The following is a 14,090-nucleotide window of genomic DNA, read 5'->3' as shown; positions in this document are numbered from 1 at the left end:
CGGATCTACCGATCCAGCCCGAGCACGCGTCTCGGGTTCTCGTGGACGACCGTTTCGATCGCCTCGCGGTCGACGCCCAACCGACGGAGGTCCATTATCGTCCGCTTCATCGCGAACGCGTCGTGCTGCATGGCGCCGATGAGATCGGAATCGAGCACGATTCGGTCGGGGCCGTACTCCTCGATCGCCTCGGCGACGTCCGCGGGATCGAACCCGCGGAGCCACGGCGCGCTGACGCTGAAGCTCAGATAGCAGTCGGTGGTCTCCATCACCAGCGGGACGATCTCGGGGCTGGCGTGGTCGATCACGACCTGCTCGTCCGACAGCCCGGCCTCGTCGACGAGTTCGAGGTCGATCTCGACGGCGTCGGTCTTCGCCGTCTCCGGATTCAGTAGGGGGTCGGTGAAGCTCTCGTTGGCCTCCTCGTAGCTGTGGCCGTACTTCGCGGGGAGCCCTCCCTTGCTCGATCCGGGCGTGTGAACCAGCACCGGCAGCCCCGTCTCGCGGGCGACGTGGAACTGCTCGGAGACGACCTCGCGTTGCTCGTCAAGCCCCCATCCCGAGGTGTGGTGGGTGGACTCGATCCCCGTCTCGCCGAGCGCGATCACCCGCTCGTGTTCGCAGTAGTCGGGCAGCACCGCGAGCAGTTCCTCAGCACCCTCGACGCCGGCCCACGTGTGGACGCCGACCGCGACGTACTGGTCGTAGAAGTGACGGTGGTCGAAACACGCCGCCCGCCGGAGCGCGTCGTCCCACAGAAAGCGGACGTCGTCGGCCGAGACGGGCCGGTAGGGTGCCCAGTAGTAGCCCGCCGCGATCATCACTGCTGCCTGTCCGCCGCTAAGGTCGAACGCCTCCCGGTCGTTCCACGTGAGCGACTGCGTGTGCTGGTGGATGTCGACCCAGGGGATGTCGAGGGGTTCCGGGGCCTCACCCGAGGGGGCGTCGCCGAGCGGTCGGTTCGTGATGCGTGTCATTGACGCTTCGCCCATCGCGGCATCCCCACTTATCGGTAGGTGATCGCACGGCACGATCGAACGGCGAGCGCCCGGAGCGGGCGACGGAGAGATAACCGGTTCCGGTTACGAATCCGCCGTAGGACCGAAGGAATGTTCTCCCTCGGGCCCCTCCGCACCGTCAATGGGTGTTCAGGAATCCGCACCGCTCGACGTCGAACGGATCCGGGAGGACTTCCCGATCCTCGAGCGCGAGTTCGACGGCAACCGGCTGGTGTACCTCGACAACGCCGCGACGACGCAGACGCCGAACCAGGTGATCGACGCGATTTCCGACTACTACCGCGCGACCAACGCGAACGTCCACCGCGGGATCCACCATCTCAGTCAGGAGGCTTCGATCGCCTACGAGGAGGCCCACGACAACGTGGCGAGGTTCGTCGGCGCGAGCGGCGAGCGCGAGGAGATGGTCTTCACGAAGAACACCACCGAGGCGGAGAACCTCGTCGCCTACGCCTGGGGACTGAACGAGCTCAAGGAGGGCGACGAGGTGGTGCTGACGCAGATGGAACACCACGCCTCGCTGGTCACCTGGCAGCAGATCGCGAAACGAACGGGTGCCGAGGTGAAGTACATCGGCATCACCGAGGAGGGCGAACTCGACATGGAACACGCCCGTGAGCTGATCGGCGAGGACACGCGGATGGTCTCGGTGGTCCACGTCTCGAACGCGCTGGGCACGATCAACCCCGTCGAGGAGCTCGCCGACCTCGCTCACGCAGACGACTCGCTGATCTTCGTCGACGGCGCCCAGGCCGTTCCCAACCGACCGGTGGACGTCGAGGCGATCGACGCCGACTTCTACGCCTTCTCGGGCCACAAGATGGCCGGTCCGACGGGGATCGGCTGTCTCTACGGGAAGAAGGAGATCCTCGAGGAGATGGAGCCGTTCCTCTACGGCGGCGAGATGATCCGGAAGGTCACCTTCGAGGACTCGACCTGGAACGACCTCCCCTGGAAGTTCGAGGCCGGCACGCCGCTGATCGCCCAGGGGATCGCCCTCGATCGAGCGATCGAGTACCTCGAGGACGTGGGAATGGACCGCATTCGAGCCCACGAGGAGTGGCTCACCGAGTACGCCATCGACCGTTTCGAGGAGTTCGACGACATTGATCTCTACGGGCCGCGCGACCCCGAGAAGCGCGGCGGACTCGTCGGCTTCAACCTGGACGGAGTCCACGCCCACGACCTCGCCTCGATCATGAACGACCACGCGGTCGCGATCCGGGCGGGCGACCACTGTACCCAGCCGCTGCACGACGAACTCGGCACGGCGGCCTCCGCGCGGGCCTCCTTCTACCTCTACAACACCCGCGAGGAGGTCGACAGACTGATCGACGCCATCGACGACGCGCGACAGCTGTTCGCGTAGACGAAGCGCCATCGCATCGACTGCCGAACTGATTCGAATCGTCGACCACGACCGTTACTATTTGAGGCCGCTACTCGAAGGGGGGAGAATCCCCAGTATGACGCCGCTCAAGAGTAAGCCGAACGCCCGAGCGGCGTCTCTTCGACGGTCGAAGGACCGTCGGAGTCGATCAAACGGTCAGCCGTGGTGGTGCTTGTCTTTCCCGCGCTTCATACCTTTCTTGCGCTTTTTCTTGTGGTCGTGGTGATCGTCTGTGTCGTGATCGTGGTGGTGTCCGTCCTTTTTGTCTTTCTTGTGCCTCTCGTCCTTTTTGTGGTCGTGGTGGTCGTGATCGTGCGTGTGCTTCTTTTCGTCGCGCTTTTTGTGACGTTTCTCGACTTCCTTGTGCGCCGTCTTGCCGTCGCGGTAGCCGTCGTGGTAGCCCTTGCCGTGGCGTTTCCGTTTCTTCTCGTCGTGATAGCCGTGTTTGAACCCGCGGAAGTAGAGTTTCTTGCCGCTGTACTCACGACGTTTCTTCTTCCCGTATCGGTATCCGGGATGGTATCCGTTACCGTGGTGCTTCCGTTTTTTTCTCGCCGTGATAGCCGTGTTTGAACCCGCGGAAGACCGGGTCTTTCTTTTCATCGTTCTTCTCGTGATCGTCGTGAGCGGCGCCGACGCCGGTGAACCCGAACAGACCGGCCGTCGCGAGACCGGTCGCTTTCAGGAACGTGCGACGTCGACGGTTCGTGCTCGAGCGGTTCTTTCCGTTCATAGCGTGCTCCCCTTCCGGAGCGACCTAATTGACAGTTAGTTAAGTAATAAATCTGTCTGATGTGTTAATCTACAAGATATATGAAAGATAAAACGAACTAGTATTATAAGAGATTTTATGGTATCTATTTTTAAATGTATATTAGATAGACGATCAGGTATCGTAAGCTGCGGTGAATACACCTGATAGTCCCTTTCATTCGATATCGGGGTGTTTGACCCGGCTTGGAGCGTATAGCAGAACAGATAACGAATCCTGGTGTGATTTGAACACATACTAGATGTTATTCTTCTTCATATAATATTGATCGTGAATGATAATACAGTTTCAAGATGGATTGCGGGTTCCTCGGGCTAGGAACCTCGATAGGTGTGAGTTCGATTGATCGGCGGTCGCACTCACCGGCGCTGATCGACCAGCAGTCCTGGCCTCTCTCACGGAAAACGGGAAGAGGGACGTGCCCGGGACTCTCGCTCCGACGCTGGGAAAACCGAAGTCGGTTTTCCAGGGCGACCCGCGATTCAGGGTTCATTGCCGGGAGAACCGAGCTGCGCGTCACCGGAACAGCATCACGATCGCCCCGATCAGCAGGAGCAGACTCGTTCCGACCAGCGCGATTCCAACGATCGGCGTACCGGCGAAGACGGCGCTCGTGCCGACGGTCATGAGCAACGCTCCGCCGATCGCGGATCCGAACAGGAGCCGACGACGACGGATGACGGTCCGCTCGTCCATCACGAACGGTACGCGAGCGACCCGCTTGTCGGCGTCGGTTCCGGCGAGACGAGACGAAAGGCTCAGGGCATCCGGCTGGTACTACTGGCGCATGACGACGGAACGAACGCGTCGCGGCCTGCTCGCTACGTTGGGTGGGGTGGCCGCCGCCGGTCTCGCGGGATGTACCGACGGCGGCGACGAAGGCGGCGGAGGCGAGGAATCGAACGCGGGAGCTGACGGCGAGGAGTCGACCGAGTCCGAGAACGGTTCGAGCGAAACGGAGAACGAGAGTTCGGACGACGGGGGTTCGAACGGGACGTGGCCCACGTTCCGGTACGACGCCGCCAACACGGGCGTCCAGCCCGACGCAGGGGGGCCTTCCGCCCTCGAAACCGAGTGGACGTTCGAGACCGGCGGCGCGGTGTACGCCTCGCCGTCGGTCGCCGGAGACGTCGTCTACGTCGGCAGCTACGACGGAACGATGTACGCGCTCGACGCCGAGACGGGAGAGAACCGGTGGGCGTTCGACGTCGGCGAGAACGTCCTCTCGTCCGCGGCCATCGTCGACGACTACTGCTACGTCGGCGGCTTCGACGACACGGTCTACGCGCTCGAGACGGCGACTGGCGAGGTGGCCGAACGCTTCGAGACCGGCGACGACGTCGGCTCCTCGCCGACGCCCGTCGACGGGTCGTTGTACGTCGGCTGTGACGACGGTAACGTCTACGCGCTCGGCGAGTACGAGTGGACGTTCGGGACCGACGCGGAGGTCGTCGCCGCCCCGGCGGTGGTCGACGGAACGGTCTACGTCGGCAGCTTCGACGGCCGGTTCTACGCGATCGATGCCGAAACGGGAACCGAGCTCTGGAGCGTCGAGGGAAGCGGCGAGTTCGAGGCCGCCGCCGCGGTCGGCGACGGCGTCGTCTACGCGGGCGACCGGGGCGGGACCCTCCACGCGCTCGAGGCCGGGACCGGCGACGAACGGTGGCGACTGGACGCCGGGGACTGGACCGGCGCCGCGCCGGCGGTCACCAATGACGTCGTCTACGCCGCCAATCGCGACGGGAACGTCTACGCGCTCGACGCCGCAGAGGGGGACGAACGGTGGCGCTTTCAGACCGGCGCCGAGACGTGGTCCTCGCCGACCGTCGCCGACGACGTGGTGTACGTCACCAACCGCGACGGGAACGTCTACGCGCTCGACGCCGCAGAAGGTACCAACCAGGGATCGGCCGGGATCGGCGAGGTGATCTTCTCGTCACCGGCGGTCGTCGACGGGCGCCTCTACGTCGGCAGCACCGACGGAAACGTGTACGCGCTCTCCTGAGGCTGCGGAACCCTTTTGCCGGCCACACCCCTACCCGCGCACATCATGAGCATGGGATCGGACATGTACCGCGAACAGATCCTCGATCACTACAAGAACCCCCGCAACTACGGCGAACTCGAGGATCCCTCCTTCTCACACGTCGGCGAGAACCCGATGTGCGGCGACGAGATCCGGGTCGACGTCACGCTGGAGGACGACGACGACACCATCGAGTACGTCTCCTTCGTTGGCGACGGCTGTGCGATCAGCCAGGCGAGCGCGAGCCTGCTCTCCCAGAAGCTACCGGGAATGAGTCTCGACGAGCTCGAGGGGATGGACCGCGACGACGTCACGGAGATGCTCGGCATCGACATCAGCCCGATGCGGATCAAGTGTGCGGTGCTCGCGGAGAAGGTCGCCCAGGACGGCGCGAAGATCTACCGCGGCGAGAAGGAGCTCGATAAGACCTCGACCGAGGACTGAGCCACCCCTGTTCTATCCCCACGGGCTCCCTCCGAGCCCCGTTTTTACTCTCGAACCGACGCGGATCCGACAGTCCTCGCTCGCCGTAGCGATGCACAACAGGGCGTAGTTCTCCTCCTGGTCGCCGGGTTCGAGCGCGCGGGGCATGCGTCGGTGTTCGGTCCGTCCCTCGAGAACCCGTCCGACACACTCCGCACAGGTCCCGGTCCGACAGTCGTACGGAAGCCTGATGCCCGCTCGAGCGGCGGCCTCGAGAACCGTCTCGCCCGGCTCGGCCGTGAACGTCTCCTCGCGATCGCCGGGCCACTCGAGGGTGATCTCGTGGCTCACGACCGACGGTTGATCCCGGAGGTATACGTAGGCATCGGGACGGCACGTCTCGGAGAACGAGTCGGGGAGGAACGAAACGGTCGGGTTCGATCGGGGAGTCGGCTACTCGGGCTTCAGCCCGTCGTTCACGACGCGCATGACCGCCTCGCCGTCCGCGAGGTTCGGCGCGTCGACGAGACGAACGATCCGCTTGTCGCCCTTCGACTTGCGGAGGTACATCCGGAAGGTGGACTTGTGCCCGAGGATGTTGCCCCCGATGGGCTGGGTGGGGTCGCCGAAGAACGAGTCGGGGTTCGAGGCGACCTGGTTGGTGACGAGGATCGCGGTGTTGTAGAGGTCGGCGATCCGCGAGAGGTCGTGGAGGTGCTTGTTGAGCTTCTGCTGGCGGTCGGCGAGCTGACCACGCCCGACGTACTCCGCACGGAAGTGGGCCGTGAGCGAGTCGACGCAGACGATCCGGACGGGCCAGTCGGTCTCCTCGTTCTCGGCGGTGAGCTCCTGGGCCTTCTCGGCCAGCAGCATCTGATGGTTCGAGTTGAACGCCTTCGCGACGTGGATCTTATCGAGGACGTCGGCGACGAGCGCCTCGAGCGTCTCCTCGTCGTCGGCGGTGCCCTCGATCTCGCGCTGTTCGAGCATCGCCTCGATGACCTCGTCGTCGAGCCCGCGGACCATGTCGTCGATCCGCTCGGGCCGGAAGGTGTCCTCGGTGTCGATGAAGATCGCGCTGCCCTCGAGGCCGCCCTGCTCGCGGGGGAGCTGGACGTTCACCGAGAGCTGGTGGGTCACCTGGGACTTGCCGGCGCCGAACTCGCCGTAGACCTCGGTGATCGACTGGGTCTCGACGCCGCCGCCGAGCATCTCGTCGACCTCGGGGACGAGCCACTCGAGCTTGCCGATCTCCTCGCGGCGCTGGAGGACGTCCGAACCCGTCTCGAAGCCGCCGATGTCGGCGGCCTGGCGGGCGGCCTTGATGATGTCGGCCGCGCTCGACTCGCCGACGTCGGCCGTGTTCGAGAGCTCGCCGGGGCTCGCCACCGCGAGACCCTGATACGAGTCGTAGCCGTTGTCTCGGAGCTTCTCTGCGGTCGCGGGACCGACGCCGGGGAGGTCTTCCAGGTCAGGTTTCGCTGCCATACTCCTCCCTTGAGCTCCGGAGCGTATAAAGTGTCGTTAACAGCATACCGGAAGTGAAAATGGCAGCGGTCGAGGGGGTTCGATGGAGCGACCACGCGGGTTGAAGTGCGATCAGTTCCAGGGATGGCGGTCGGGCGAGTCCGGCCACAGGGGGTACCAGTAGGAGGTGTCGTCCTCGACCGTGAGTTCGCCGTCGAGGACGCTCTGGAGCTTGAACTCGACGGACTGGTCGCGTTCGCGGCCGGCCTTCGGCGCGAACGGGTAGTACGAGCCCCGGCGGAAGGAGTAGATCCAGTAGACGTATCGCGAGCCCTTTTCGAACGCGAACAGCGCCGCCAGCAGCCGCGAGCCGTAGCCCCGCTCGATGAACGTGTCGGCGGCGAAGTGGATGCTCGTCACGAGGTCCTCGGGATCGCTGTCCTCGAGGACGACCCAGTGGTAGCCGTGTTCGTCCAGCCGGACCGAGGCGCTCGTCCCCGTCTCGATTTCGCCGGCCTCGAGGATGTCCCGGACCTCCCGCAGGGTGTCCTCGAAGTCGGTGCTGTCCACGCTGGAGAAACAGAGCGCCGCGGCGTCCGCGTTCGGGTAGTCGAGTTCGGCCTCCATCGTGATGTAGGCCGTGCTCATCCCGAAGAGGTCCTCGGGGTCGGCCTCGCGGGTCGCGTCGGTCTCGGCGCTGGTGCCGAGCACGGCGCGGATGGTGTCGAAGATGCCCATGGCTCACGGATGGGCGAACGGGCCTAAAGGCTTACAGAACGAGTCCCCGCTCAGGCGGTCTCGAGCTCGCGTTCGAGGTCGCGCAGGCGCTCGATGCGCTTCTCGGTCGGCGGGTGGGTGCTCGCGATCCGACCGATGAACCCCCTGTTGATCGGGATGATGAAGAACGCGTTCATCTCGGCCTCCTCGCGGAGGTCCTCCTTCGGGACCTTGTCCATCTGTCCCGAGATCTTCATCAACGCCGAGGCGAGCGCGCTGGGCTTTCCGGTGATCATCGCCGCGCCGCGATCCGCGGTGTACTCGCGGTAGCGCGAGAGCGCGCGAATCAGCAGGAAGCTGATGATCCACACCAGCAGCGAGACCACGATGGCGACCCAGACGGGCGCCTGGTTCCTGCTGTCGCCGCCGCCGAACAGCCACCCCCAGCGCACGACGATGAACGCGAGCGTCGAGAGGAACGACGCGATCGTCATCACCATCACGTCGCGGTTCTTGACGTGGGCGAGCTCGTGGGCGAGCACGCCCTCGAGCTCCTCCCGGTCGAGCGTCCGCATGAGCCCGCTCGTCACGCAGACGACGGCGTTGCTCTGGTTCCGGCCGGTCGCGAAGGCGTTCGGCACCCGCGAGTCGGTGACCGCCACCGTCGGCTTCGGCAGGTCGGCCTGGCGCGAGAGGCGGGTCACCGCGTCGTGTAACTCGGGGTACTCCGCCTCGCTGACCTCCTTCGCGCCCATGCTCCAGAGCGTGAGCCTGTCGCTGAAGAAGTACTGAACGAGCGAGAACCCGCCCATGAAGACCAACATCGTGAGTGCCCCGCCGCCGAGATAGGCGGCGACGACCGCGGCGAACACGAGATACAGGGCGAACAGCAGGAACATGGTGAGCGCCATGCGCCCGCGCAGACCCCAGTCCGTTTTCCACTCCATGTGGAATATCCTACGGCCTCGGACGGTTAAAACGTTGAGTGTTTCCGTAGAGGATCGCGCATGAAACGCCTGCAGGCAGTGCGACTATGTGGACGGACGTCGAGGTCTCGTGTGGTGGAATGACATGGGAGACATAGACGTGGCGATCGGCATCGACGTCGACTGCGTGGCCGGCTGGCTCGGCACCTACAGCGCGCACGACTCGCCGTCGGACCTCACCCGCGGGCTGCTCGCGGGAACGGAGGGCGTCCCGCGGATGCTGCAGGTCTTCGAGAACGCCGGGATCGACACCAGCTGGTACGTCCCTGGCCACACGATCGAGACCTTCGAGGAGGAGATCGGCGCGGTGGCCGACGCCGACCACGAGATCGGCGTCCACGGCTACACCCACGAGAACCCGACCGACCTCTCGCGCGAGCAGGAGGAGACGATCCTCGCGAAGTCGATCGACCTCGTCGAGGACCTGACGGGCGAACGGCCGGCGGGCCACCGTGCGAGCTGGTGGGAGTACAGCGAGAACACGCCCGAACTCGTCGAGGAGTACGGCTTCACCTACGACAGCAGCCTGATGGAGCGGGACTTCGAGCCGCTCTACATGCGGATCGGCGACAGCTGGGAGTCGATCGACTACGACCAGCCCGCCGAGTCGTGGATGCACCCCTACGAGTACGGCGAGGAGACGGACGTCGTCGAGATCCCCATCTCGTGGTACCGCGACGACGTCCCGCCGATGCTGTTCATGAAACAGCCTAACTACAACTACGGCTACACCAGCCCGGAGATGGTCTACGAGGAGCTCTACGAGGCCCACTTCGACTACCTCTACGAGCGCCGCGGCGCGGGCGTCTACACGTTCACCATCCACCCCGACGTCCACGGGCGCCCACAGATGATCCCGCTGCTCGAGGAGTTCATCGAGTACATGAAGGGCCACGACGGCGTCGAGTTCACCACGCTCGAGACCGTCGCCGAGAAGTTCAAGGAGGACCCCTCGATCTACGAGAGCGAGGGCGAGTTCGTCTGAGGGAGAACGAAGCGGGGGTTCTTTCTCCCCGCCGGCGGTTGCTCCGGTCATGCCACTGACGATCGGGACGACGACTGACGCACCGCTGACCGACGCGATGAGCGCCTTCGCTACCGACGGTACTGGCCTCGAGGACCGCACCAACGTCCGTCGATCGAGCCGGACGGCCGATCCCGACGGGACCGGCGCACGCGTCGAGGTGAAGCGATGAGCCGAACCGCGATCGTCACCGGCGGACTCGGCCACGCGGGACAGTGGGTCGTCGACCGGCTGGCACGCGACGGCTGGCGGGTGATCTGCGTCGACCTGACCCACCCCGGATATCAGGTCGCGGAACGCGAGGGAATCACCTTCCGGGCGGCCGACCTCACCGAGCGTGCCGAGGCGCTCGACCTCGTCGCGGAGTTCGACCCCGACGCCGTCGTCCACTTCGCGGCCTACCCGTCGCCGACCCGTCACGCCGACGGACGGGTGTTCGAGACGAACGCGATGAGCACCTATCACACGCTGGTCGCGGCCGGACGCAGTGGTGCGAGAGTCGTCTGGGCCTCCAGCGAGAGCACCTACGGGTTCCCATTCGCCCGCGAGCAGACGCTTCCCGACTACCTACCGATCGACGAGGACCACCCCCTGCGCCCGGAGGACCCCTACGGCACCTCGAAGGTCGTCGGCGAGGAGGTGGGGAGGATGGTCGCCCGCCGGTACGACGTGCCGGTGGCGTCGATCCGACCGTCGTGGATCCAGGAGCCCGGTCGGTACCACTGCCGCGAGGGTCGTGACCTCTCCGACGGCGCGGGCAACTTCTGGTCGTACGTCGACGCCCGCGACGTCGCCGGGATGGTGGCCGCGGCGCTCGAGAGCCCGCTCGAGGGTCACGAGGCGTTCCTCGCGGTCGCCGACGAGAACTACCTCGACCGGCCCACCGTCGACGCCATCGAGGAGTACTTCGGCGCCCTGCCCGAGGGGTGTTCGCTCGAGGGCGAGGAGTCCGCGTTCTCGACCGAGAAGGCCCACGACCTGCTCGGCTGGAAGCCGAAACACGACTGGCGGACGGCCGCCGAGGAGTCCGTCTCGGTATCCCTGATCGCTGACTAAGGTGGTCCGTTTTCACGGCTGTGACTCGTGTGACAATTTTTAGGGTAATAGTTAACTATTCACACGATAATGCGTCAGTCGTCATGCAGGACGAGAAACACGTCGACGGTCCGACGCTCGACCGCCGACGCGTGCTCCAGGCGTTCGGTGCGGGCACCGCGCTCGTGGGCCTCGGAACGGGGACGGCAGCGGCCGACGATCACTGCTATCCGGAGGAGCTCGTCTCCGGCGACGACGTCCATCCCGTGTTCGGGTTCAGCGCACTGGAGGCCGACGTCGAGCCGCCGGTCGAGCCGGACCACGAGATCGAGGCGATGATCCGACCGGTGGAGGGACGCGAGATCCCCGAGTTCTTCTACGAGCCGACGGGGCTGTCCGTCGAGCCGGGCGACACCGTCCGGTTCACCCTCGCGACGCCGCATCACACCGTCACCGCCTACCACCCGGCGTTCGGGCAGGTCCAGCGCGTTCCCGACGGCGTTCCACCGTTCTCCTCGCCGGTCCTCGGAGGCGGCGCCTACTGGCTCTACACGTTCGAGACCGAGGGCGTCTACGACTTCCACTGCGGTCCCCACGAGTCGTTCGGCCACGCCGGGCGGATCGTCGCGGGCTCCGCGACGGGTCCCGGAGCCGAGCCGCTCCCGGAACCCGAGGACGAAGGCGAAGGCGAGTCCGGCGGAGAGGACGGAGCCGAAGACGAGAGCGAGGGCGAAGGGGAGGAGCTCCGCCCGCCGGTGTTCGCCGCGGGGACCGTGCTCGGCGATCCGGCGCTCGATCCCGAGCGGATCGTCGACCGCGGCCGGGTGAGCTGGGACGAGATCGCGGACGAGAGCAAGGAGCTGCCGTTCTGAGCGGCGGGAGAACCGCCGCTTCGGTCGGAGCGCGACGCTTAACCGGCCCAACCGTTTAGCGTCGGCAATGAGCCGATCCGCCTTCTGTCCCCGCTGTGGCGATCCCGTCGAGGGCGGGGAACGCCCCGATCTGCCGGGCGCGCCCGCCGCCCGCGAGACGGGGCTCTGTGACGCCTGCTACTTCGAGGACTTCGAACTCGTCTCCGCCCCCGACCGGCTGACGATCCGCGTCTGTGCGCAGTGCGGGGCCGTCCACCGCGGAAACCGGTGGGTCGACGTCGGCGCGGAGGACTACACCGACGTCGCGATCGACGCGGTGAGCGAGTCGCTTGGCGTACACCTCGAGGCCCGCGAGGTGGCCTGGCAGGTCGAACCCGAACAGGTCGATCAGAACACGATCCGGATGCACTGCTACTTCACGGGCACGGTCAGGGACGAGCCGATCGAGGAACACGTCGTCGTTCCGGTGACGATCTCGCGCGAGACGTGCACCCGGTGTGGCCGGATCGCGGGCGACTACTACGCGAGCACGGTCCAGCTTCGGGCCACGGGCCGAGAGCCCACGAGCGAGGAACGCGAGGCGACGAAGGAGATCGCACACACCGTGGTCGAGGAGATGGAGGCCACCGGCGACAGGAACGCGTTCGTCACGGAGATCGCCGAACGCGAGGGCGGCCTCGATGTCAAGGTCTCGACGACGAAGATCGGGAAGAAGATCGCCGGTCGCGTCGTGAACCGCTTCGGAGGCGATTTCGATAGCTCGGAGACGCTCGTCACCGAGGACGAGGACGGAAACGAAGTGTACAGAGTCACCTACGCGGTGCGCCTGCCGCCCTTCACTCGGGGAGACGTCATCGATCCCGAGGACGGCGAGGGACCGGTGCTCGTACGCAGCGTCCACGACACGGTCAAGGGCCGGCGCCTGACGACGGGCGAACGCTACGAGTCGGGGTTCGAGGAGGGCGACGCCCCCGGCGCCCGGCGGCTCGGACGCGCGGAGGACGCCCAGGAGACCACCCTCGTGAGCGTCGAGGACGAGCGGGCGATCCAGGTTCTCGACCCCGAGACCTACCACACGGAGACGATCTCACGGCCCGACTTCCTCGACGTCGAGAGGGAGACGATCCCCGTCCTGAAGAGCCGTGCCGGCCTCCACGCCGTGCCGGAGGACGCGCTCGAGGACGACCGATGACCGAGGCGGATCCGCTCGTCGCGATCGTCGCAAAACCGGAGGGCGAACGGGCGATCGCTTCCCTCCGCGCGGAAGGAGTCTACGACGACTCCCGGAGCGTTCGCGAGGCCGGCGACGAGGCGCTCGCGCTGCCCGTGACCGAACGGCCGACCGAAACCGACGTCCGGGCGATACGCCGCCAGTCCGATCCCGAACCGCGCTCGCCGGGACTGCTCGACCTGCTTCGCGATCGCGGGTGGAGCGAGGACGAACTCGCGGGGGTTCCCCGGTCGTGGGCCGTCATCGGGAGCGTGATCCTCGCCGACTTCGAGGGCTGTCCACGTGAGAGCGAGGTCGGGGACGCCCTTCTCGAGCTCCACGGCGGGGCCGACACCGTCCTCGCACGCGAGGGGATCTCGGGCGAGCACCGCGAACCCTCGGTTCGGACGGTAGCCGGCGCCGGCGACACCGAGACGATCCACACCGAACACGGAACGCGGTACGCGCTGGACCTCGCCGAGGTGATGTTCTCGCCGGGCAACAAGGCCGAGCGCGCCCGGATGGGCGACGTAGTGACCGAGGACGAGCGCGTCCTCGACATGTTCGCGGGGATCGGCTACTTCACGCTGCCGATGGCCCGTGCCGGCGCGCACGTGACGGCGATCGAGCGGAACCCGACCGCGTTCCGCTACCTCCTCGAGAACAGCGTACTCAACGGGGTAGAGGAGAAGATCGAAGCATACCGGGCGGACTGTCGCGACGTGGAGATCGAGGAGGAGGTCGATCGGGTCGTGATGGGCTACTACGACGCAGCCGAGCCACGTTCTGACGACGGTCGGGCCTCGTCCGGCACGTCCTACGAGTACCTGGATCACGCACTCGGGGCGCTCACGGACGGCGGGATCGTCCACGTACACGAGGCGACGCCCGAGGCGCTGTTGTGGGACCGGCCGGTCTCGCGGCTCGAGGACGCCGCCGAACGCACGGGACGCGAGGTCGAGCTTCTCGATCGACGTCGGGTGAAGGGGTACAGCGAGGGCGTCGTCCACGTCGTCCTCGACGCGCGGATCGGCCGTAGCGGTTAATTGGATGGAACGATTTCCCCCGCAGTATGGATCGACAGCAGGCGATCGCGCTGCTACTGGTCGTGCTGATGGTCGGCTCGATGATCGCCGGCGTCGCGCTGAT

At 66.0% G+C, this 14,090-nt stretch carries 16 protein-coding genes; 9 read left to right on the top strand and 7 right to left on the bottom strand.

What is annotated here, in order from left to right:
- Nucleotides 1–5 precede the first annotated feature (5 nt).
- Nucleotides 6–977 carry a TatD family hydrolase gene (locus V0Z78_RS01855; RefSeq protein ID WP_336342918.1) on the bottom strand — a complete coding sequence of 324 codons (972 nt, stop codon included), beginning with the start codon at nt 975–977 and terminating at the stop codon, nt 6–8.
- A 163-nt stretch (nt 978–1,140) separates the two neighbouring features.
- On the opposite strand from V0Z78_RS01855, the gene V0Z78_RS01850 reads away from it, so the two are divergent.
- Nucleotides 1,141–2,388, top strand: a complete 1,248-nt coding sequence (locus tag V0Z78_RS01850; RefSeq protein ID WP_336342917.1) for an aminotransferase class V-fold PLP-dependent enzyme — start codon at nt 1,141–1,143, stop codon at nt 2,386–2,388.
- 177 nt (nt 2,389–2,565) lie between these two features.
- On the opposite strand, the gene V0Z78_RS01845 is transcribed toward V0Z78_RS01850, so the two are convergent.
- Both V0Z78_RS01845 and V0Z78_RS01840 read right to left on the bottom strand, forming a co-directional pair.
- Nucleotides 2,566–3,012 (bottom strand): hypothetical protein, encoded by a 447-nt coding sequence (locus V0Z78_RS01845; protein ID WP_336342916.1) that lies wholly within the window; start codon nt 3,010–3,012, stop codon nt 2,566–2,568.
- Nucleotides 3,013–3,697: 685 nt separating this feature from the next.
- Nucleotides 3,698–3,877 carry a hypothetical protein gene (locus tag V0Z78_RS01840; RefSeq protein ID WP_336342915.1) on the bottom strand — a complete coding sequence of 60 codons (180 nt, stop codon included), beginning with the start codon at nt 3,875–3,877 and terminating at the stop codon, nt 3,698–3,700.
- A 91-nt stretch (nt 3,878–3,968) separates the two neighbouring features.
- Between V0Z78_RS01840 and V0Z78_RS01835 the strand changes: the two genes are divergently transcribed.
- A complete protein-coding gene (locus V0Z78_RS01835; protein ID WP_336342914.1) occupies nt 3,969–5,186 on the top strand; it encodes an outer membrane protein assembly factor BamB family protein in 1,218 nt (405 codons plus the stop codon).
- 45 nt (nt 5,187–5,231) lie between these two features.
- Complete coding sequence (locus V0Z78_RS01830; RefSeq protein WP_336342913.1) at nt 5,232–5,651, top strand: iron-sulfur cluster assembly scaffold protein; 420 nt, start codon at nt 5,232–5,234, stop codon at nt 5,649–5,651.
- Nucleotides 5,652–5,663: 12 nt separating this feature from the next.
- Here V0Z78_RS01830 and V0Z78_RS01825 read toward each other — a convergent pair whose 3' ends face one another.
- The 4 genes from V0Z78_RS01825 to htpX form a co-directional block, all read right to left on the bottom strand.
- Entirely contained in the window at nt 5,664–5,981 is a 318-nt protein-coding gene (locus V0Z78_RS01825; protein ID WP_336342912.1) for a 2Fe-2S iron-sulfur cluster-binding protein, read from the bottom strand.
- A gap of 102 nt (nt 5,982–6,083) precedes the next feature.
- A complete protein-coding gene (gene radA / locus V0Z78_RS01820; RefSeq protein ID WP_336342911.1) occupies nt 6,084–7,118 on the bottom strand; it encodes a DNA repair and recombination protein RadA in 1,035 nt (344 codons plus the stop codon).
- Nucleotides 7,119–7,229: 111 nt separating this feature from the next.
- A complete protein-coding gene (gene pspAB / locus V0Z78_RS01815; RefSeq protein WP_336342910.1) occupies nt 7,230–7,835 on the bottom strand; it encodes a PspA-associated protein PspAB in 606 nt (201 codons plus the stop codon).
- Between the two features lie 50 nt (nt 7,836–7,885).
- Nucleotides 7,886–8,761, bottom strand: coding sequence for a zinc metalloprotease HtpX (gene htpX, locus V0Z78_RS01810; RefSeq protein ID WP_336342909.1), 876 nt, complete (start codon nt 8,759–8,761; stop codon nt 7,886–7,888).
- A 124-nt stretch (nt 8,762–8,885) separates the two neighbouring features.
- Between htpX and V0Z78_RS01805 the strand changes: the two genes are divergently transcribed.
- The 6 genes from V0Z78_RS01805 to V0Z78_RS01780 all read left to right on the top strand — a co-directional run bounded on the left by V0Z78_RS01805 (nt 8,886) and on the right by V0Z78_RS01780 (nt 13,987).
- Nucleotides 8,886–9,785, top strand: a complete 900-nt coding sequence (locus V0Z78_RS01805) for a polysaccharide deacetylase family protein (RefSeq protein ID WP_336342908.1) — start codon at nt 8,886–8,888, stop codon at nt 9,783–9,785.
- A 49-nt stretch (nt 9,786–9,834) separates the two neighbouring features.
- Nucleotides 9,835–9,996, top strand: coding sequence for a hypothetical protein (locus tag V0Z78_RS01800; protein WP_336342907.1), 162 nt, complete (start codon nt 9,835–9,837; stop codon nt 9,994–9,996).
- Nucleotides 9,993–10,880, top strand: a complete 888-nt coding sequence (locus V0Z78_RS01795) for an NAD-dependent epimerase/dehydratase family protein (RefSeq protein ID WP_336342906.1) — start codon at nt 9,993–9,995, stop codon at nt 10,878–10,880. Before V0Z78_RS01800 ends, V0Z78_RS01795 begins: the two co-directional genes overlap by 4 nt.
- Before the next feature lie 83 nt (nt 10,881–10,963).
- The gene (locus V0Z78_RS01790) at nt 10,964–11,731 is read left to right on the top strand and encodes a cupredoxin domain-containing protein (RefSeq protein WP_336342905.1); all 768 of its coding nucleotides are present in this window, start codon (nt 10,964–10,966) and stop codon (nt 11,729–11,731) included.
- A gap of 67 nt (nt 11,732–11,798) precedes the next feature.
- Entirely contained in the window at nt 11,799–12,923 is a 1,125-nt protein-coding gene (locus V0Z78_RS01785) for a 60S ribosomal export protein NMD3 (protein ID WP_336342904.1), read from the top strand.
- On the top strand, nt 12,920–13,987 hold the full coding sequence (locus V0Z78_RS01780; protein ID WP_336342903.1) for a class I SAM-dependent methyltransferase: 1,068 nt from the start codon (nt 12,920–12,922) through the stop codon (nt 13,985–13,987). Before V0Z78_RS01785 ends, V0Z78_RS01780 begins: the two co-directional genes overlap by 4 nt.
- Nucleotides 13,988–14,090: the final 103 nt, after the last annotated feature.

It is taken from the genome of Halalkalicoccus sp. CG83 (assembly GCF_037081715.1).
Taxonomy (GTDB): Archaea; Halobacteriota; Halobacteria; order Halobacteriales; family Halalkalicoccaceae; genus Halalkalicoccus; species Halalkalicoccus ordinarius.
This window is presented reverse-complemented; position numbering and strand designations above follow the sequence as displayed.